The organism is Catenulispora pinistramenti (assembly GCF_018274385.1).
Lineage (GTDB): Bacteria > Actinomycetota > Actinomycetes > Streptomycetales > Catenulisporaceae > Catenulispora > Catenulispora pinistramenti.
The window spans coordinates 1-18354 of record NZ_JAAFYZ010000104.1 but is presented as its reverse complement, the minus strand read 5'-3'; the positions used below and the strand labels follow the sequence as shown (position 1 = coordinate 18354).

General features: G+C 67.0%; 23 protein-coding genes. 18 read left to right on the top strand and 5 right to left on the bottom strand.

Annotated features, from left to right (window positions below; translation table 11 throughout):
• Window positions 1-96 precede the first annotated feature (96 nt).
• From KGQ19_RS26795 to KGQ19_RS26775, 5 genes are all read left to right on the top strand, one after another.
• The gene (locus KGQ19_RS26795; protein ID WP_212013367.1) at window positions 97-462 is read left to right on the top strand and encodes a hypothetical protein; all 366 of its coding nucleotides are present in this window, start codon (window positions 97-99) and stop codon (window positions 460-462) included.
• 151 nt (window positions 463-613) lie between these two features.
• The gene (locus tag KGQ19_RS26790; RefSeq protein ID WP_212013365.1) at window positions 614-1105 is read left to right on the top strand and encodes a DNA cytosine methyltransferase; all 492 of its coding nucleotides are present in this window, start codon (window positions 614-616) and stop codon (window positions 1103-1105) included.
• Window positions 1106-1169: 64 nt separating this feature from the next.
• Window positions 1170-1727 carry a hypothetical protein gene (locus KGQ19_RS26785; RefSeq protein ID WP_212013363.1) on the top strand — a complete coding sequence of 186 codons (558 nt, stop codon included), beginning with the start codon at window positions 1170-1172 and terminating at the stop codon, window positions 1725-1727.
• 29 nt (window positions 1728-1756) lie between these two features.
• Complete coding sequence (locus KGQ19_RS26780) at window positions 1757-2962, top strand: hypothetical protein (protein ID WP_212013361.1); 1206 nt, start codon at window positions 1757-1759, stop codon at window positions 2960-2962.
• Window positions 2963-3770: 808 nt separating this feature from the next.
• Window positions 3771-3962, top strand: a complete 192-nt coding sequence (locus KGQ19_RS26775) for a hypothetical protein (protein ID WP_212013359.1) — start codon at window positions 3771-3773, stop codon at window positions 3960-3962.
• A 561-nt stretch (window positions 3963-4523) separates the two neighbouring features.
• Here KGQ19_RS26775 and KGQ19_RS26770 read toward each other — a convergent pair.
• Both KGQ19_RS26770 and KGQ19_RS26765 read right to left on the bottom strand, forming a co-directional pair.
• Entirely contained in the window at window positions 4524-4994 is a 471-nt protein-coding gene (locus tag KGQ19_RS26770) for a hypothetical protein (protein WP_212013357.1), read from the bottom strand.
• An 86-nt stretch (window positions 4995-5080) separates the two neighbouring features.
• On the bottom strand, window positions 5081-5236 hold the full coding sequence (locus KGQ19_RS26765; protein ID WP_212013355.1) for a hypothetical protein: 156 nt from the start codon (window positions 5234-5236) through the stop codon (window positions 5081-5083).
• Window positions 5237-5549: 313 nt separating this feature from the next.
• On the opposite strand from KGQ19_RS26765, the gene KGQ19_RS26760 reads away from it, so the two are divergent.
• From KGQ19_RS26760 to KGQ19_RS26750, 3 genes are read left to right on the top strand one after another with little or no spacing between them, the layout of a single operon-like run.
• Window positions 5550-6254, top strand: coding sequence for a hypothetical protein (locus KGQ19_RS26760; protein WP_212013353.1), 705 nt, complete (start codon window positions 5550-5552; stop codon window positions 6252-6254).
• 14 nt (window positions 6255-6268) lie between these two features.
• Window positions 6269-6937: a hypothetical protein gene (locus KGQ19_RS26755; protein ID WP_212013351.1), complete on the top strand. Its 669-nt coding sequence runs from the start codon at window positions 6269-6271 to the stop codon at window positions 6935-6937.
• The gene (locus KGQ19_RS26750; protein ID WP_212013349.1) at window positions 6934-7380 is read left to right on the top strand and encodes a hypothetical protein; all 447 of its coding nucleotides are present in this window, start codon (window positions 6934-6936) and stop codon (window positions 7378-7380) included. Before KGQ19_RS26755 ends, KGQ19_RS26750 begins: the two co-directional genes overlap by 4 nt.
• Before the next feature lie 171 nt (window positions 7381-7551).
• Here KGQ19_RS26750 and KGQ19_RS26745 read toward each other — a convergent pair whose 3' ends face one another.
• Window positions 7552-8016 (bottom strand): hypothetical protein, encoded by a 465-nt coding sequence (locus KGQ19_RS26745; protein ID WP_212013347.1) that lies wholly within the window; start codon window positions 8014-8016, stop codon window positions 7552-7554.
• A gap of 310 nt (window positions 8017-8326) precedes the next feature.
• Here KGQ19_RS26745 and KGQ19_RS51225 point away from each other — a divergent pair, with 310 nt between their 5' ends.
• From KGQ19_RS51225 to KGQ19_RS26705, 9 genes are all read left to right on the top strand, one after another.
• The gene (locus KGQ19_RS51225) at window positions 8327-8461 is read left to right on the top strand and encodes a hypothetical protein (RefSeq protein ID WP_268907969.1); all 135 of its coding nucleotides are present in this window, start codon (window positions 8327-8329) and stop codon (window positions 8459-8461) included.
• A 39-nt stretch (window positions 8462-8500) separates the two neighbouring features.
• Window positions 8501-9259 carry a hypothetical protein gene (locus KGQ19_RS26740; protein WP_212013333.1) on the top strand — a complete coding sequence of 253 codons (759 nt, stop codon included), beginning with the start codon at window positions 8501-8503 and terminating at the stop codon, window positions 9257-9259.
• The gene (locus KGQ19_RS26735; RefSeq protein ID WP_212013331.1) at window positions 9256-10458 is read left to right on the top strand and encodes a hypothetical protein; all 1203 of its coding nucleotides are present in this window, start codon (window positions 9256-9258) and stop codon (window positions 10456-10458) included. Before KGQ19_RS26740 ends, KGQ19_RS26735 begins: the two co-directional genes overlap by 4 nt.
• 101 nt (window positions 10459-10559) lie before the next feature.
• Window positions 10560-11246, top strand: coding sequence for a hypothetical protein (locus KGQ19_RS26730; RefSeq protein WP_212013329.1), 687 nt, complete (start codon window positions 10560-10562; stop codon window positions 11244-11246).
• 125 nt (window positions 11247-11371) lie between these two features.
• Window positions 11372-12745, top strand: a complete 1374-nt coding sequence (locus tag KGQ19_RS26725) for a hypothetical protein (RefSeq protein WP_212013327.1) — start codon at window positions 11372-11374, stop codon at window positions 12743-12745.
• 226 nt (window positions 12746-12971) lie between these two features.
• Window positions 12972-14360, top strand: a complete 1389-nt coding sequence (locus KGQ19_RS26720; RefSeq protein ID WP_212013325.1) for a hypothetical protein — start codon at window positions 12972-12974, stop codon at window positions 14358-14360.
• A gap of 86 nt (window positions 14361-14446) precedes the next feature.
• Window positions 14447-14647, top strand: a complete 201-nt coding sequence (locus KGQ19_RS26715; protein ID WP_212013323.1) for a hypothetical protein — start codon at window positions 14447-14449, stop codon at window positions 14645-14647.
• A 28-nt stretch (window positions 14648-14675) separates the two neighbouring features.
• Complete coding sequence (locus KGQ19_RS26710; protein ID WP_212013321.1) at window positions 14676-15446, top strand: hypothetical protein; 771 nt, start codon at window positions 14676-14678, stop codon at window positions 15444-15446.
• A 288-nt stretch (window positions 15447-15734) separates the two neighbouring features.
• Window positions 15735-16121 (top strand): hypothetical protein, encoded by a 387-nt coding sequence (locus KGQ19_RS26705; protein WP_212013319.1) that lies wholly within the window; start codon window positions 15735-15737, stop codon window positions 16119-16121.
• Between the two features lie 49 nt (window positions 16122-16170).
• On the opposite strand, the gene KGQ19_RS26700 is transcribed toward KGQ19_RS26705, so the two are convergent.
• Both KGQ19_RS26700 and KGQ19_RS26695 read right to left on the bottom strand, forming a co-directional pair.
• Window positions 16171-16605, bottom strand: a complete 435-nt coding sequence (locus KGQ19_RS26700) for an ImmA/IrrE family metallo-endopeptidase (protein ID WP_212013317.1) — start codon at window positions 16603-16605, stop codon at window positions 16171-16173.
• Window positions 16606-16722: 117 nt separating this feature from the next.
• On the bottom strand, window positions 16723-17115 hold the full coding sequence (locus KGQ19_RS26695; RefSeq protein WP_212013315.1) for a helix-turn-helix domain-containing protein: 393 nt from the start codon (window positions 17113-17115) through the stop codon (window positions 16723-16725).
• 710 nt (window positions 17116-17825) lie between these two features.
• On the opposite strand from KGQ19_RS26695, the gene KGQ19_RS26690 reads away from it, so the two are divergent.
• Window positions 17826-18354 (top strand): hypothetical protein (locus tag KGQ19_RS26690; protein ID WP_212013307.1); only part of this gene is annotated, 529 nt, incomplete at its 3' end.

The window sequence follows — 18354 nt, the reverse complement described above, 5'->3', positions numbered from 1 at the left end:
CGCACCGTCTAGACGGAACCGGGACACGTTGAAAGGAACGCCCCCATCACGCACTCCAGGTACTACGACGCCCCCGGATTCCTGGGTGGCCTGACAATGTCCGATGTGCCGCGCATGGTGCGCATCCTGGCCACGATCGGCGACAACCACGACCCACGCGATTGGGACCACCTGTTGAGCCCGGAGCAGCAGGACCTGCTGCACCGAGTCTGCCGTGCCCGGTCCGCTATGGACGCGCACGACCGCGCCGCAGGCGTCGCCCCCGAGCTGCCCGCCCTGTCCGACGGCGCCCTGGAACACCTGCTGGCATCGGCCGGGCTCGACCCGGTGGGCCGGATCACCGCTGGTCCCAAGCACATCGACCTGATCGTGAAGGTCGCGGTCGAGGACGGGCTGCTGCCCCGACTGGTCCGGCCTGGACTCGCGGTCGGCCAGCGTGTTCCTGACCGCCAACGGCCGTGAAGTCGCCGTAGACATCAGTGAACTGATTCCTGGCCAGGGCCGAGAGACCAGCACGGTAGCGGCGGCACGGCATGTACTCACTGTGCTGCGCCGAGCGCTCGTAGGACTGAACCCACACGTCGTGACGGACCCACGATGAGAAAGCGAGCCGATGCCCATCCTGGAATTGTGCGCCGGCTACGGCGGCCTGGCCCTCGCTGTGGAAGCGCTCACCGGCCACGTGACCACGGTGGTCGCGGAAGTGCATCCGGCCGCCTGCAAGATCATGGCCGAGCGCTTCCCCGACGCCCCGAATCTGGGCGACGCCCGAAAGATCGAGTGGGAGGCGCTGCGCGGCGAGGTGGACATCATCAGCTGCGGGTTCCCCTGCCAGGACATCTCCGATGCCGGAACAAGGAAGGGCATCACCGGTGAAAGATCAGGACTCTGGTTCACCATCGCCCAGGCTGTACGGATCATTCGACCCCGATACGTGTTCCTGGAGAACGTCAGCGCAATCCGAAATCGGGGACAAGGCGCGGTGCTCACATCGCTTCACCAAGACGGGTATGACACGAAATGGACAACTCTTCGAGCTTCAGATATCGGTGCCGCCCATCAGCGTGAGCGGTGGTTCGCCATCGCCACTCCTTCCCACGCCTAGGGCAGCCGACGGCAAGCGCGGACCCACCTTCAACTCCCCCAGCCACGCCGGTGGGGAGGACTTGGTGACGGTGGTGGTCCGGCTGTACCGGGAAACCAGCGAGATGCTCCCGGAGCCGGAGGCGCTGTTCAAGACGCCCACGGCGAACCTGGGGAGCAACGGCGCCGCACAGCACCCGGACAAACGCAAAGCCGGCGGACACGGCCCGACCCTGGCCGACGAGGTGTGCTTCCTGCTGCACGTCCAGCCCGAGGACCAGGCACCCGCCGGACCGCACTCGCCGCCCCAGTGGTGGGGCAAGTTCGCCGCGGCGGTCCGCCGGTGGGAAGTGCTGACCCGTAAAGCTGCCCCGGTGCCGGTGATGCGCGGCCCGCGCGGCGGAATCAAACTCTCCCCGCGGTTCTGCGAATGGCTGATGGGCCTGCCCGAAGGCTGGGTCACCGAAGTCCCCGACGTGCCGGTGAACGAACAGCTCGCCCGCATCGGCAACGGCGTCGTCCCGGCACAGGCATACGCGGCGTTCAAGCTCCTGCTTCAAAGCGACGAGCAGTGGAACCGCACTGGCCGCCTCGGCACCCATCACCCCGACCGCGCCGACGACGTTCTGCCAGCTGCGGCCTGAACCGGCGATGGTCCGCCAAGGAGCGCCCCTTGCTGACCATGAGCGATGAGTTCGACGGCTTCGACACCCCCGAGCACCACGCGGCCCAGTCCGGCTGCCACCACTTCGTGCACTGCGCCGTGGACGCCAACACCGGCCGTGCCATCAGCGCGGACCTGAACAACGCCCGCGCCACTACACCCGGGCTGGTCCCGGTCTACCTGGCGGCGCTGACCGGGCCCTGCACCCTGCCACCCACGACCAACGACACCGCACCGAACCCGGAGGACACCATCACCACCGAGCCCACCGACCGCGACGGCCTGCCGGACGACCCGAACATGCTCCTGCACATCATCACCCATGCCGGCACCCTCGGCGCCGAAGACGACAAGACGGTGCACGTGCGCGCCTTCCACAATCTCGATGCTCGCTTCGACACCTATGCCCCGGGTCACCGGTTGCACGAGGTGTTCACCGACACCGCGGCCGACGTGGACCCGTACGACATCTGCGACGACGTGTGGACGCTGCTGAACGTCGGCGATGACCCGACGTTCGGCCCGCCGGATCCGCGGGCCGTGGACTACCGGCGCCGCGGCCACCGCTCACTGTCGATCGGCGACGTCGTCGCCGTCGGCGAGCAGTTCTTCGCCGTCGCAGACGGCGTGTTCACCCGGATCACCGAACGCCCGACGATCCTGTCCGGGAATGAGGCGTCGGACTTGGACTTCGAGCGGCGCACCGTCGACGGCGTCTACGTTATCGTCAGCACCCAGGCCGACACCTGGACCGATGAGCGATGGACACTGAAGGTGCCGCGCAGGATGTTGGATCGCGGAGACGAGGACGCCCTATGGGAGTGGGTCGAGGAGCATTTCGACCGGCACTGCGAGTTCCTGGACGAGGAGCACGGCGACGAGTCCAACCGCGAGTTCCGCCGCGAGAACGGCCTGGAGGAAACCGAGCCGCCGCCCGCCGCTGAGGCCAGACCGACCGCGCGCCAGAGGGCCGAGCGCGACGCCGCCCTATACGAGGCGATCTGGTCGGCGGTGGATACCGTCGGCGAGCAGCACCTGGACCCGCACGACTGGCATCTGCTGGGTAAGGCGATCCGCCACTCGGCTGTGCCGCAGACACTGGCCGACGTTGTGTCCACAGCACTACTCAATATCCATGCTGAGAACAGCCGCGCCAACAATCACAGTGCGAACCCTGATCTGCCCTACGACGTGATCCGCACCAGCGACGGCTAGAACAGCAGCACTGCGACTACACCGAGAACTAGAGTAAGCAGCGCGAGGGCGCACCCTCCACCGGCCGCGGAGCTGTTGCCACGCGTCGTGCCGCGAGATGGACCGCCGGAGGCAGGACCACCGTAGGGAAACCATAGATGAGGCTGATTGTGGGCGCGGTCGGACGCCGACTGGCTCTTGAGGGCAGCTGAACCCATCACGTATTGGAACCGGGCAAGCGCTTCCGGCTTCCAGTCATTCCACGTCACGAGGGCTCCCTGGACAGGGTCCAGCCCGGGTGGGATTTGGAAGACCATGTAGCACCAGGGCGGCTCCATATGCCAGATGGCAAAGGGCCCGGTCGTCGAAGAGCTCCGCAGCAACGCCCCACACAGCGCTGCACCGGGACCTTGGCCATTCCCGTAGCCTTCCAGCCAGTTCTGGAGGTTGTTTCGAGCGGTCTCGGCGGAATCAAACGTCTCGAAATTCGAGTAGCCGCCCTGACGGACAGACTGCGAGACGTCGCTCGGACCGCGCTCGCTCTGACGCCATGGACCGTACATTGCGACCCAACACCAGCTCACGATGAAGCTCCTCCCGTTTCGGCTTGCAACAAGACGCAACGCAGGAATCAGGTTCACACGGCCTGGAACCTGCCCCCCGTCCATGTCATCAGACGCGGATGTACCCCCTGTAGTCAAGCAGTGATTTTGAGTCAGCGAGCCAGAGTGAATCCCTCGCCTCAGCGACCGATCTTTACCGCACTGCCCGTCCCCCGCCGACCCCCACACTGCGGGCGCACTGACATGTGCCCGCGCGGGAGGCGCCAATGCAATACCTGTCCACGCCGTCCAGCAGCGCCGTCCGCGCGGCGATGTCGGCCGGGCTGATCGGCTGCATGACCACCCCGAACCAGGGCAACCGGATCCCGGCTGGCGCCACCTGGGCCGCGGACAACGGCAAGTTCGGCAGGAATTACGTCGGGATCATGCCTGGCTGTCCTGGTTGTGCCGGATGGTGAAGCGCTACGGCCGCGACAAGTGCTTATTTGTGTGGCACCGGACATGCCGTTCGATGCCGCAGCGACGTTGGAGTGCTCTCGGCCTTGGTTGGCGATGATCCGTGCGCTGTTGGTGCCAGCTGCGTTCTGCGCTCAGGACGGCGCCGGAGCCGACTGCGTGGTGCCGTGAGACAAACTCGACGTCCTGTTCATCACGTTTGCCGACCAGATTCCGGTGGATTCCCCATCTGACCTGCGCTGATACATACCTTGCATGTTCGCGATCGATCAAGGCTAGTGCCCCGGCAACAGTGAAGATCCACCATTCTGAAGCGGCTGCTCAGCGTGCTGGTGTGGCAGGGTTCGTGGGCGCTCGTGCTGGTCGTGGGCGTTATCTGTCGTGTAGATCGTCCGTCAGGGTGGTTCGTTGCGGTTCCAGCCTGTGGTGTCCGGTGTGCCTTCTACGCTCGGTTCAATGTCGGATGCTGTGATGCTGGAGCTGATCGCCACTCGCGGTGCCGAGCTGGACGCGTGTTGGAAGAGCAGTTGGTGATGCAACAGGCCGAGGCGCGGGCCGATCCGCTAGACTCCACGCCGCTCGCGGATCGTGTGCCCTCGCCGTGCCGCGATCGGCTGGTCCTTCGAGACGCGCACGCCCTGCTGGCTGCGTGCCCCGGTCACCACGACGGCACCCAACACCAGGACCAGCACACCGCCCAGAAAGAACGCGGGCTTGGGGATGCCCAAGGCCATGACGGCGACACCGGCGAGCACCACTACCCAACCCCAACCCCGCTGCTGCCGGCGCTTGGCCATTACCACCGGGTCGGCGTCCACCATGACCTGTACCGACTTGCGGCAGGTGCCGCAGTAGACAGCGTAGGACTCTGTCCCGGCCGTTGGCCGCCGCGCCCCACCGAGCGGGTGCACCTGGTACCGGATCGTAGTCGTCGTCGTGGTCTTGGTGAAACCGCTCTTGGTGGTGCTAGCGCGGCTGGTCTCGTGTGCGAGGCCGAGCCGCACGACCGGGAGCGGCGGTTCACTGTCTGCCATGCCAACGCATGATACTGATAAAGCGCACGTGTGAAACACTACTGATGGCCTGGCCATCGCGGCCGGGCCATCACTGTGTTTGTCTGCTACTTCGGCGCCTTGGCGGCGTCGGGAATGACGAGCCTGGGCTCGACGATCTCCACTTCCAGAGCGGCGTGGCGTTTATCCGCGAACCGTAGGTTGTCCCGAGCCGCCGACAACTTCTCGGTCAGGTTGTTCCGCTCGGTCTCCGGGTCACGCACCGTTCGCCTCAGCGCAGCGTTCTCGGTGGTGATGCGGGTTCTGGACTGGCTCGGCCAGCACACCGCCGCCTAGCAGGTCCGCGCCAGAGCCGACCTATCCGGCCGGGCACGGAACTGGTATCCCAGACCGTCCTCGCGGATCTCCGTCGACGGCCGGATTCACGCCCCCGAGTGCTGGCGCACCCACGTGGTCCACGGAGTGCACTGCGACGAGCGGGACTGCGAGGCCTGCATCCACGACTGCCACTGCGCACGCTGCAACGGCTGGTGCTACTGCGACCGACCGCCGAACCCGATGCTTCCCGGAGGCGAGATGCGTTTCTCCGACGACGGCCGCCTCACTGCGGAAGGGCTTGTTGCCCTGGCCGATGAGCTGGCCGAGGCCCTGGGCCCTCCGTGGGTTCACGACCGTACGAACCAGATGTACTACCGCACCGAGTTGGTCAGCCCCGAAGACGACTGGCGGATCAGCATCGAGGTCGCCCCCGGCCGACACAAGGCCACCGCCACCGGCCTGACACCGACCCTGGATGGCCGATGGTGGAAAGACAGCGAGCAGGCGACGATCGGGTTCACCGCCAGCCGGGACCCGGAGGCGATCGTGGCCGACATGCGGCGCCGCCTGTTCCCCGCCTACGCCCGCGCACTGGACATCGAACGCGCCAGCATCGCCGCCGAACTGATCCGCCGCAACTACTTCGCCAAGCAGGCCGGGCACCTTCAGGCCCGTCTGCCCGCCGATGCCCGCCCCGATCTGAGTGTGCGGGACCACCGATTCGACGCGCACTGGAAGGGCCGAGGTGGGTCCTACAACCGCGTCGACCTCGACCATCTCGGCAACACCGTCCGCCTGGATCTGCGCGAGGTGCCGGTGTCGATCGCCTGCGCCGTCATCGACCTGCTCGGCGGACGCACACCGCCCCAGCCGATGGCACACAACCGGAGCAGTGCACCACGCCGGCACGCCCGACGCCGAGCAACCTCCCGACACCGACGGCCCAAGGCAGAGCGGCCGTGACCGGCCTGGGCACAATGCCAGTCGCCGCAGCCATCGCCTACGAGCTCGACGGGTGGGAGGCGCTGCCCTGCCGCTACGGCAACACCGAATGGGCCGAACTCCACGGCCCGGCCGGCGACATCATCCAGCTGCGCATCGCCACGAACTGGATCGGGGCGCGGGGCATCCACGCCCAGAACCTGGGCCGTACCGGTCACTGGGACGTCACCGGGTATCGGAGGCCCGAGATCGGGTTCAGCACGACCAAGACCCCGGCCCGGATGGCAGGAGAGATCCGGCGCCGGCTGCTGCCGATCGTCGCCGAGAACAACCGGCTCCTGGACGCGAAGGCAGCGTTGATTGCCGAAGGCCGCGCCGCCGACGACGCCCTGTTCGCCGCTGCCAAGACGCTGTTCCCCCGGCTGCACTGGCGCGACAACGGCGACCGACGCCGCGGCGAGGCAGTCGCATGGGGACACGGCGACGCCATCACCTTGGAATTCCGCCTGGACCTGTGGCCCCACAACACCCACTGCACCCTGGCCTTCAGCAGCCTGTCCCGCGCCGAAGTCCTCGCGCTGATCCGGGCCGCCGCCGCACTCCGCAGCCCGCACACTGCACCGCCGACTGGACGTCGGCGTACGGCACACCGCCACACGCACCGGCGCCGCCGCACCCGCAATCGAGCAAGGAACATCCGATGAGCCGACCCCACCCTGAGACGGTAGTAGCCTCGCTGCCGCTGGAGCTCGGCGGCGTCCTGAGGATCGTGACCGAGGACGTCGACCTGACACGCGGCACGGTTCGCTGGGTGGTGCGCGGCCCGCACATCACCGGCGTGGTGTGGCTGACCCGGGAAGACTCCTGGGACGTGGACGACGACCCCGACGACCCGGGCAGCTTCCGCTGCCGGATGTACTCCGGGAACTCCACCGGCGCCGGTGACCGCCACAACGACGTGATCCGCGCCGACCCCCTGTCCTGCTACGGCGTGGCAGCCAGCCGCTACCGACTCGGCGAACGCATGGCACACCTGACTGAACTCGCCGCCGACCCCATTCCAGAGCGGAACGACTACGCCAGCGTCACCGCCTCGGCACGCCGCGTCGTCGACGTCCGCCACGCCCTAGCCTCGGTACTTCAGTAGCAGCGCCCGGATCGTGATCCTGATATACGAAAGTGCTCTCTGAACTGGGATGATGTGGCTTGTCTAGGGTCACGTCATCCGGTTCGAGGAGCACTTTCGAGATGAAGGCAACTACGTCACGGCCGTGTCTTGTCGTCGTTCGTGCGCGGCCACGGCCCGGCGGGGCTGAGCTCAGTCGACGCCGATCTGGAAGGTGTGGACGCTGCTGTACTCGTAGGTGTTGAAGACGCCGCTGGTGGCGCCCACGGTGAGGTCGACGTTGTTGCCATAGCTACGGGAGCCGTACGTGTCGATGTGCTCGCCGTAGTTGTCGCACCAGAACCTGCGGTCCGACCAGTAGCCGCCGCTCTCGCGCCAGTCGAGCCGCACGGACTGGGCGGTCAGGGCGCCAGGGCCGCAGTAGGAGCTGAAGTCTCCGACGATGCGGTAGTGGTAGGGGCCTTCGGGGTAGACGGTGCCGTAGAAGACGACGTGATACTTCACGTTGCCGAGACCGTCGGTGAGATAGTACTGAACGTACGCGGTCTGGGCGGCGGCCTGCGCAGGCGCGGCAGCGACCACGGGCGCCGCGATGGAGCCGAGCAGCGCGCCTGCCAGAGCCATGCCCCGTAAGCGGCGCATCAAGTTGTACATCATGAGCGTGGTCCCTTACATAATGGGCCTTTGGGGGCATACTGCATCCGATGACCCAATAAGGTGTATCTCATCTCATGCGTAACGCGCCAAGCCGGAACACCCGAATTGGTGAAAAGGCATTAAAACCATCCCGGTCCGCTGGCAGGGTTAGCTAGCACGTCACACCCTGGGCGCGCCGTGGCTTGCCGGACTGCTGTGGACCTGGCGGCTCCAGACCGCCATCAAGATCTCCGCCCGCGCCACCGCCGACCGCGTTCGAGCACTCGGCACCATTCGTGCCGCCCGCTCCGCCATCCGCCTGACCCAGATCGTGCTGGACTCGGTCGCCACCGAGAACGCCGAGGCCACCATCTGCGGCACTACCCCGCTGGCATACGACGGCTTCGACCTGCACAGTCCCGACGCAGACGAGAACGGGCAGTCGACGGCTGCCACTGCGGCCTGACCCGCACCATCAGCACCCACCCCGCATCGGAGAGCCTGCTTGAAATACGAGATCACCGTCGAGGACCTGGTACCACGCCGCCGAGAACTCACCGTCGAGATCCCCGAGGACATGGGCGACACCGACGACCTGAGCGAGTACCTGGACCGGCACCCCGAGCTGTGGCAGGACACCCACCTGCCGCCCTACCACCAGACCCTCGCCGGCGTCACACCCGCCGCCATCCTGGAGCCGCTACCCGACGACCAGGTCATCGCTGTGGAGTGGGTGATCCCCATCGTGGAGCAGCATCGTGCCCTGGCCACCATCGGGGAGGTGCGGCAGGTGCTGGAAGCCGCCAGCGACCACGCACCCGTCCCGCTGCACAACTTGGTCGAGCTGCTGCGCACCGTCCACAGCGACGTCTACGGCGACAAGCTGGACTCCTGGCTGGCCAGCCTGCGCGGCCCCGGCCGCGGCCACACGATGTCGGCCACGGCCGAGGACCCCTATATCACCGCCGTCGATCCGGCCACCGATAACGAGCGCGACGAACACCGCGCCACCGTCCCGGCCACACCCGGACGCCGAGACAGCACGGCGAAGTACTCCTTCACCGAGGCCTCCCACTGCTACGGAAGCGTGGAACTGGCCGACCTCGCCGAGGCCGGCGCCTGGCAGCCCGGCACGCAAGTGACCGCCGCGGTGTTGGAGGAGTACTTCGGCTCCACCGGCAAGGGCCGCGGCCTGATCACAGACACTACGCACGACTACAGCCGAATCACCTACACCGGCACGAACGATCGGAGCCACCGATGACCCCGATCGACATCCCCGCCATCGCAGCCCGCCTGGCCATCAAGCACACACCGACCCCGGCCGGAGCAACTATCCGCACCGGCGGGCCCACACTGGCCCAGCAGATCGAGCGCCTCATCGACGACGCCGCCCTGGCCGGGGCATTCACCGACCTGGCCGACCGGACCAGCATCGAAGTCTCCGACCTCACCGGCGCCGACCGTACCACCTGGATCTGCTTCGAGTTCGACCGCGACCACCGACTGCTGCGGGCCGGCCCCGTTCCGATCGCCGAACTCGCCGACGCTGGCCTGCACGGCGCCGAGGAGATCGCCGTGCTGCTCGGGCGGGTCCGGCGCCTGATGAGCACGGCCGTGCTGCTGGACACTTCGACGGTGCGCTCCGGGCTGCTGTCCGTGCGCGCCCGCATGTCGCGGCCCGGACCGCTGCGGCTGTCGGTTGGTGGGCTCACCCTGGACGAGACAGTCCTGGAGGCCGTCCGGAACACCTGCCTGGACAGCTACGAGAACCCCACCGGCGACAGCATGCGTCTCGGCTCGGTCCTGGCCGCGGTACGCGACAACCCGCTGTCCAAAGCCCAGGCCTACGGCACCGACCCCATCCCGGACCGGACCGAAGTCCTGTGGCAACAGGCTGAAGAAGCCGAGATGGACATCGCCGCCCAGCACCTACCCACCAGCCTGGACCTACCGGTATACGCCGCCGGGAATCTCATCCGCGCTCTCATCGATGCGGTCGCAGACCCCGCCAGGCCGCCGGCTGTCGACATCGAAGGCCCGATCACCATCACATGCCGGAAGCGACGGAAGTCTTGCAACGAGCTCATCACCTCCTCCGCCTACGTCCAGAATTTCGTATTCGAACGGGCTGCCGAGATGGCACACACCGACGGCGTCCAGACCCGCATGTGGATCGATGCGATCCACGCCGAGGTCATCCGAGCCACCGAGACCGCACTACTGCTGTCGACCCTGGCCGAGACCGCCGAGCGACGCGACGAACCACTGACGGCACGCGCCACCGACGCCGAAGCCGACCGTCATGTGCAGAAGGCCGAACGCACGGTGGCCAACGCCTGGTTCGCCGCAGCCGAAGCACTACAAACGGCAGTACCAGCGAACGACCGGAGCAAGGTCGTTGCCGAATGGGAACACCACACTGGTTGGGCTTTCGTCGGCCAGTGGGCTGGCACGTCGTAGAAACACACGCCCGGCGGGCGATAGCCGGTCTGCGAGAACGTGGCACCATGGATCTCACACCGATAGGCAGACGCCAGCGGCTGGGACCAGGGAGGCAACGCGTGAAGGACGACAGCAGCACTGTCGTGTTCGTCAACGCGTCCGACTTGGCGGCACTTACCAATCGATCTAAGCAGCGGATTTCTCAACTTATTGTCCAGCCGGACGATGCCAGCGCAGGTGCAATCCTGCCCGTGACTCGGGTGTTGATCAACGGCAACCCAGCCTGGCCCCTCGACTCGGTCATCCCAGCGTTGGTAAGGGCGAAGTACTCGGTTTCGGAGTCAGTCGTTAAACGGTTGCGGGATCAACGAGCCGTCCCCGACGGAACGATCCCCGTGGGAGTCACCGAAGCCGCCGAAGTCCTGACTACTTCGCCCGATACGCTACGTAAGCGAAGTAAGCGAGGGGCTACGGCTCCGGAGTCGTTCCGCTTTGGCACTGAGATCGTCTGGGATTTGGACACCCTGGTCGATGACGCGCGTATCCGCGGGTTTGCAATCAACGAGGAAGCGGAAGCCAAATGGCGCGAGGCCAACCGCCCAACGCCCTTGGTTCGCCGCGAGGTTGAGGTTGTGGCCCGTATCAAGCTATCGGTTCCTGCTGCCGATGATGACTCAAGGGTTAAGGCCGCAGGCGCTCTCGTTCGCAGCATCCTGCTTCCCACTGCGGCATCGAACCCTGATCGGGTCCGCGTGCTCGACGTTGAGGTCCAAACCGTCAGCGAAGCAAGTACTCCAGCCCCGTAGTCAGGCTGGCGTACACCTACCCCATGCCTCTGCAATCCACTGGTGATGTTGCCTCGGTTCGAGGGACCGCCAGTTGACCACAGCTGGCCTACCGGTCATCGCTCCTCCGAGTCTTGAGGAGGTCTATGTCTTCCACCGGTGGCAGTTCAGCGTCCACCGCACGTAGCTTCTGGGTCTACTTCTGGATCTACAGCGGCCTGGTGCTCGGCGCGCTCGCCTCGGTGTCGGCCAACATCGCCTACACCTACATCCCGCCGCGCATCCAGCCGGCATGGTGGCCGCGGTCCCGCCTGTGGGATCCGACGGCCTACATCCCACCGCCTGGTGACGTGGCGGTGGCGGTCTTTTGCCCCGCCGCCATTTTCATCCTGACCGAAGTCATCACCCGGCCACGGTGGCGAGAGGGCAAGCTGTCGTCCGCTGTCCGCACCGCCTCGGCGGTGATGGTGGGGCTGCCGGTTGCTGTGGCGTCCTACCTACACTTGTGCTCCCTGCTGGAGTACTACAGCACCATTCCGTTCATCGCATACACACTGCCGCTGACCGTGGATGGGCTGATGCTGGCCTGTACCGCAGCCCTCCAACTGACCGCAGAAGCCCCAAAGGACCAGTTAAAGCAGAGCGACGGCCAGGCTTCGGCTACGGACGACGTAGTGGTGCTGCCGCATCCCCGTGTGCCGCTCGACAGCCCACACGAACCTGCCGATGTCCTGGTAACGCGGCCGACTGCGACATCCACCGCGGAGATCGCCGGCGACTCCAAGCCCCCACCGGTGGCCCCGGTAGCCGACGCCCCCGAAGCGGTGGCCCCACCGGTGGGGCAGCTCGGGCCACCGGTGGGCACGGAACTGTTTCCGCTCGAACTGCCGGGGCCACCGGTGGGCCACGATGAGCCAGCCGACCAGTACGGCCCCCCACCGGTGGTCCCGGTGCCCGACAGCCCCGAACCGGTGGCCCCACCGGTGGACCAGCTCGGGCCACCGGTGGGCACGGAACTACTTCCGCTCGAACTGCCAGGGCCACCGCTCCCACCGCGAGAGTTGGACTCGGGGCCACCGGTGGGCCAGCCGGACGCCGATGACTTAGACCTGCCCGCTTGCGGGCCCACCGGTGCCCCTGGGGAGGAAGCAGAGGCGGACGGATCCGGACGTCCGGTTCCCTTCGGTCGGCTCGGCGCCGCCGATCTCACCGATGAAGCGATCATCGCCCTAGCGATGGCGGACAACCCCGACGGCAAGATCACCGGGACCGCGCTGCGGAAGGACTTCGGTGTGGGGCCCGGCCGCGGCGCACGCATCCGCGACGCGATCGCCAGACGGCACCTCGCCGCACGGCTGGCCGCCGGGCTCCGTGAGCAGATCGAGCGGCTGCGGACCGCCGACACTCCAGAGGCCGCACAGGCTTCTGACCCCACGGGCCAGCATCCGACTTCTCCCGATTCTGGCGATATGGATGCTGCGATCAAGTCCTCGTCAGAGCTTTCCCGGCCAGGGGCTTGATTACTCGAACGCATTTGCGTAGCCTCTTTTTTTGCGGGCAGAGCTGTGCCCAAAAGCCAACCGCCGCCCTTCATCGTCAACCCAGCCGAGCCCCCGAGGCGTCCGTCAGGACCCTGGGGGCTCGCGCGTTTCCGTCGCGTTCTCTCTGCGGCGCCGCCCATATGCGCTTCCGGCGCCAGGGCCACCGGCCACGCTGCCGCGTCGCGCCTCCCGAAAGTGGGTAACCATGACCACCGCCGTCATCCCGGCAACCGGGCTGGAGCCTGCGCCAGGGCTGGATTCCAGGCTGCTGGATGCCGAGCCGCTACTGCCCGGCGAGACCGGACGAATCGACGACATCCCCGCCGAAGTCTGGACGCGGCTCACCACGCCGTTCGACCTCGACCAGATCGAAAAGCGACCTCAGGTCACGTGCTGGAAATGCACGGATAACAAGAAGAACAAGCGGCCAGAGACGTGTGACGAACACCCCCGCAAGGCCCGCTGCGCCGTCTGCGCCCAGTTCATCACCCCCGGCCACATCCACCTGGACTACGTCGGCCACGCCGGGATCACGATGCGCCTGAACGAGGTGCTGACCCCGGCAGGCTGGAACTGGCGTCCGATGGCCTACACCTCGAACCGCACGCCGCTGTTGAGCGACGGGGGCATGTGGATCCTGCTGACCATCGGCACCGTCACCCGCATCGGGTTCGGCGACGCCTCCGGCAAGACGGGCCCCAACGCCATCAAGGAGATCATCGGCGACGGGATCAGGAACGCCGGGATGCGCCTCGGTATCGCCACCTACCTGTGGTCCAAGTCCAACGCGGCCGAGCAGCTGAAGAACCTGCCCACCGAGCCGGAGGAGGACTACGCGACCTCCCTGACTGCCGCCTGCGACATGGGCGAGCTGTACCAGGTTGCGTCCCGGCTCAAGCATGCCGTCGAGGCCGGGGCGGTTTCCGAGGCGCTGGCCGCGCTGCTGCGCCGGGCCTTCAACGACCGCCGCGCCACGCTGGACTCCGAGCAGCAGCACTCCCCCTCCGCCCGGCTGCCGGATGACCACTGGGAAACCCCAGCGATGACGCAGCCCGCCGGCACCGGCACGGCCGCCGCGCCGAGCAGACACCAGTCCGACGGCACCGATCCTGCGGCCCAGGGCCCACCGGTCGGCTCGGGCCTGACTGCGATCCCGGCGCTGGCGGACGTCGAGATGGAACCGCCCCGGGTCCGTGGGGAGAGCGAGGACTTCTTCGCCTCCCTGAACAAGGCGAAAAACCTGGACGGCGCCGACCGTGTCGAAGCCCGTTTCTCCGACCGCTTCAACGGCGGCGCCATCAACGCCACCCTGTTCGTCGACCTGGCGATCGCAGCCGCCACGCGCCGCGCTGAACTGGGCGGCACCAGGCCGCCTATGAGCCCGGCCGCCGCCGCGCTGGCCGCGATACTGGCCCGCGCCGCGCAGTCCACGCGCAGTCACAAGGACGTCGAGCGGATCCACGCACTCATCCGCCACCACGCTGCCGCCGGCAACCTGGACGACGGCGAGGCGGCGGAGCTGATGGAGGAGTGCAAGCAGGTATACCGCGCGGTCTTCACCCGCGGTCAGGACGCCCAGCTCTCCGCTGCCTGACGGCCCCTCTTCCCTTCCACGCCCCCGGCACCTCGCGGCCCGGGGGCGCTCTCCGTTGTTCCCCTGTTCGCGGAAGCGAGAGCGTCATGACCCTGATATCGGTAGACCCTTATGTTCCCCAGCACGCCAACCGCAGCACCGCGACGCAGACCGGCGAAGGGTCCGGCTACCTGGGCACGCGCCGCAAACAGGAGCCGGCCTGGTTCCTGGCGCTGCTGGACGGCGTGATGCAGGCCAACCGGGTCCGGGCCGCCTCCGGATACGTCACTGATCTCAAACGCCGGTGACAGAGAGCTCACCGGTCTGGAGGGCCGCATGGTCGATGACCTGATCCCCGCGCGCCTGCCGGCGTTGTCCGATCCACGGGCTGCGGTCCAGGCGCTGCTGTCCAAGCTGCTGGCTGCCTCCACCGACGCCGACGTCAACGCCCGGGACGCTCTGGCGTTCGCTGTCCATGAGCACGCATTGCAGCTCCGTGAGGCCGATCCGACGGCGGTCACGCCCCGGATGATCCAGGCCGCGGAGATGCTGGCCGACGGAGCCGATGCGCTCTCGGATGCTGCCAGGGCCGCCCGGGAGGTGCTGGATGAGGAACTGACTGCCTTGGGCGGCGGCGAAATCTCCGGGAAGGCGAAGGTGCTCGACCCGGTCACCGGCGAGCCGGTCAAGGACCTGGTCACCGGCGAGGACAAGGAGGAGACGGTATACGTCACCGGCGCCGACGGCACCCGGTACCGGCTCCTGCGCGGGCACACCGTGACCAAGCAGTTCAACGACGCACTGATCGTCGAGCTGATCGCCACGGCGGCGCGCGCAGACTACCGGGCGCCGGCCGGGACGCCGACGTTTCTGGCCGGCCAGCTCGGCGACGCCTTCGAAGCCGGGGCGGCAAGGGGCGCAGAGATGGCGCGGGCCGCGATCGGCTCCGGCGGCGCCTGGCTGCCCTCGGTGCTGGGCCGGTGGGCCGGACAGCTCGGCCGCGCCGGCGACACGCGCGGGGCCGGGCTGCTGAAGGCGGCCATCCGCAACCCGAAGATCGGCAAGAAGACGGCGGCCCGGTTCGAGCCGGTCAAGCCACGCAAGTGACCCGAACAGACCACACCCCACCACGCCAGACTCGCACACACGCTACGTGTCGTGATCTTTGGTCAAGGATGCGTCAAGGACGCTACTCAGCCCACCCTTGGCCGCCATCGCCCGTGGCAAAATGAACTATCCATTGTTCCCCCATAACGCCCGCCGCGAGCGGGGCTTTGACCTGCGCATAGTTTCGTAGGCCATACTGTCCGCGTTTTGTAGGCCCATGTGTTGCGTGTGACCGGGCGGCAAACCGGTCCCGCGCCGACACCCAGTGAATCGCCAACGGGAGACGGCATGACCGAGCACACCCCTGGTGGTGAGACGCTAGACCAGGACCAGGTCGGCGTCACCGAGAAAATCCAACGCAGCGCCGCCGTACACGGGGCGGACCTGACCGATCCGATGACCCGGGCCGGTTTCCTCGGCTCGATGGCAGCCCTGCTGGCACTGACCCAAGCCGAGGCGCGACTGCCTGAAGATCAGGCTCGTATCCACGCGCAGGCCATACTCGATCTGGTCGACGCGCTCGGCGTGGACACGCCGAACTTCAACGCCGGCTGGGACGCGCTGCTGGCCGTTCACGCCTCGATGATGAACAACGCAGTGAAGGCCGGAACGCTCAACGCGGAATCCAAGGACGTCCTGTTCGACGCCGCCGCCCGCCTGCTGCACAACAACTGACTTCGAGCACGACAGGCCCGGCCGGGTTTCCCAGCCGGGCCTGTCGTCGTCACGGCAGCTGATTGAACGCCTCGGTGAGCCGAGCGGCGATCGCGGCACGCTCGGCCCGGCTCAGGTGGGCAAGCCGCACATGCAGGGTGGCCGCGTCAACATGCAGCTCCTCGGCCAGCTCGTCCGGGTCATGGGTCCACAGCAGCGCCGAGATCAGCGCCGAGAGGCTTATCAGCCGGGCCGCAGCCTGCCTGTCGATGTCGTGCTCGTACTTGTCGGTCAACCAGTGCGAGGGAATGCAGTCGTCGCGGGTCTCAGCGTGGATCAGCTCGTGCGTCAGCGCGCAGCGCCGGCCGGCCTGGTCCAGCCCGGAGTCCACCACGATGGCGTGCAACGAGCGGAAGTAGCGTCCCTTCTCCCCCGGCGGGAGGTTGTGCCGGACATACGTGAGGTCCGGTTGGCGACGCAGCGCCTCCCCAGGATCCCAAGCCATTGACTCACCTCACGCACGTTAACCGGCATGCCAGCATCAATACCCCTTGATAGCGCAATGACCTGTTCGAACGCAAGTTCGAACAGGTCATGCCGTTGAGGAAACCCGCAGTAGCGACTACGGCCGCAGGGCGTCAGGGTTGGCTGCCACCGCCTGCCGCACCGCCGCCTCGACCCGCCGGTTCACCTCAGCCTGCAACTCCTCCAAAGGGACCCCGGACAGGTCGACGGGCGTGCGAGCGCGTGAAGAGACGTAGCTGGCGGGCTCGACCCGGATCAACTCGGGATCACCGCCGTCCAAGATCCGGGCGGCACTGCCGGTGACCCAGCCCAGCGCTCGCTCCAGTTGAGCAAGAATCAGATCACTGGCCCCCTTGCCCTGCTCGACGTTGCGGACCGTCCCGACAGAGACCTTCGCAGCGGCCGCAAGGTCGCGCTGAAACCACTCCTTTACTGCCCGCCGCCGGCGGACAGCGACACCGAGACGCATCAGTTCAGGCGTCTGGGCCATGAGGCAGCCTCCTTCCCGTGTTGCCGGCGGCTTCGGCGCCGACGAGGGGCGACTGTACCAAGCAGCACCAACGAGCACCAAAGATGTTGCCCTCAAGCACCAAACTTGGTTATCTTCGACGTCCGACGACCTATGAAGGGCACTAAATTTGTTGTTCCGGGTGTACAGGGCAGTACGGGCTTCTGGCGGTCACCGGTGATGGAGCGGGATCCTCTGGCAGTACATCTTGATCATCTCTTCATGCGGAGGTCGATGCCGTGAAGAAGGTCGCCGCAGCCTCCGCTACCTCTCGGGACCGATTCCACACCGCCCCCGCCACGGAAAGCGCACGACAGATCAACCGTGTTCCAGGTCGTTCTAGAAAGAAGCTGACATGTGCCTCATGTCTGTCGGGCTGGCAGCGCGTACTGACGCCTCCAGGATCCTGGCTTCCGGTGCCGCACTGCGCGCGATGGCCAGAGCGGACGTCGCAGGGATGGCGCCGCCCGGCTAAGCCGTCGGGGTGTATCAGGCGCCTGAGAAAAGCGGTCCCGCATGCGGCGGACCTGCGACTACGATACCCGGATGCCCGGTGATCACGGGGCTAGCAACCTGAGCAGTGTGCAACACGTCAGAGGTTTGCTTTCCTTTTTCGGCTCGTCGAGCCGACCGTTCCAGATGCTCACAGTACAACCCGGTGGCTTCAGCGTTGCCGGATTCGGGGAGGGGCCATGGCGGAACAAGGGCACCGCTACATCAGACAGGCCGCACAGATAGCCGACCAACTCGATCAGCACGCCGCAGCCACAAACGGCAGACGATACGACGGCGGCGACGGGCGCGGCGGTAAAGCCGGCAGCAAGGCGCCCGTCCGCATCGATGTGACGTCCGCCGTCCATGACCACGACCGCGACCAGATTCAAGAGCTGGCGATCCGCCAGGCGATCCTCGAAACCCTGGACGGTCCCGGTCTGGACATCCCCGTATCTGACCGCTCGGCGCGCGGTGCCCTGCTGGCGCAGCTGCTCGACGACGGATGCGACCCGGAGCCGGTAGCCAAGCGCACCACGTCGGCGATGCGGCGGCATTTCACGGTCCTGGCGTGCGTGCTGGCCGACGCCGAGGAGTACGTCCGGATGCGCTGCCCCCGCAACCACGCCCCGGTCCAGGGCATCCCGACCCGCACCGTCATCCCGGCCGCCCTGCTGAACATCCCCACCGGCCTGGTGGTGTGCATGCACCCCGAGTGCGACGAAACCC

Bases quoted from the DNA above. Each gene is read 5' to 3' on its own strand.
- KGQ19_RS26715 (WP_212013323.1), top strand. From the start codon at position 14,447: ATGACCCTGATATCGGTAGACCCTTATGTTCCCCAGCACGCCAACCGC.
- KGQ19_RS26770 (WP_212013357.1), bottom strand. From the start codon at position 4,994: ATGGCAGACAGTGAACCGCCGCTCCCGGTCGTGCGGCTCGGCCTCGCA.
- KGQ19_RS26795 (WP_212013367.1), top strand. From the start codon at position 97: ATGTCCGATGTGCCGCGCATGGTGCGCATCCTGGCCACGATCGGCGAC.
- KGQ19_RS26745 (WP_212013347.1), bottom strand. From the start codon at position 8,016: ATGATGTACAACTTGATGCGCCGCTTACGGGGCATGGCTCTGGCAGGC.
- KGQ19_RS26775 (WP_212013359.1), top strand. From the start codon at position 3,771: ATGCAATACCTGTCCACGCCGTCCAGCAGCGCCGTCCGCGCGGCGATG.
- KGQ19_RS26700 (WP_212013317.1), bottom strand. From the start codon at position 16,605: ATGGCTTGGGATCCTGGGGAGGCGCTGCGTCGCCAACCGGACCTCACG.
- KGQ19_RS26720 (WP_212013325.1), top strand. From the start codon at position 12,972: ATGACCACCGCCGTCATCCCGGCAACCGGGCTGGAGCCTGCGCCAGGG.
- KGQ19_RS26725 (WP_212013327.1), top strand. From the start codon at position 11,372: ATGTCTTCCACCGGTGGCAGTTCAGCGTCCACCGCACGTAGCTTCTGG.
- KGQ19_RS26705 (WP_212013319.1), top strand. From the start codon at position 15,735: ATGACCGAGCACACCCCTGGTGGTGAGACGCTAGACCAGGACCAGGTC.
- KGQ19_RS26695 (WP_212013315.1), bottom strand. From the start codon at position 17,115: ATGGCCCAGACGCCTGAACTGATGCGTCTCGGTGTCGCTGTCCGCCGG.
- KGQ19_RS26790 (WP_212013365.1), top strand. From the start codon at position 614: ATGCCCATCCTGGAATTGTGCGCCGGCTACGGCGGCCTGGCCCTCGCT.
- KGQ19_RS26735 (WP_212013331.1), top strand. From the start codon at position 9,256: ATGACCCCGATCGACATCCCCGCCATCGCAGCCCGCCTGGCCATCAAG.
- KGQ19_RS26750 (WP_212013349.1), top strand. From the start codon at position 6,934: ATGAGCCGACCCCACCCTGAGACGGTAGTAGCCTCGCTGCCGCTGGAG.
- KGQ19_RS26710 (WP_212013321.1), top strand. From the start codon at position 14,676: ATGGTCGATGACCTGATCCCCGCGCGCCTGCCGGCGTTGTCCGATCCA.
- KGQ19_RS26755 (WP_212013351.1), top strand. From the start codon at position 6,269: ATGCCAGTCGCCGCAGCCATCGCCTACGAGCTCGACGGGTGGGAGGCG.
- KGQ19_RS26760 (WP_212013353.1), top strand. From the start codon at position 5,550: ATGCGTTTCTCCGACGACGGCCGCCTCACTGCGGAAGGGCTTGTTGCC.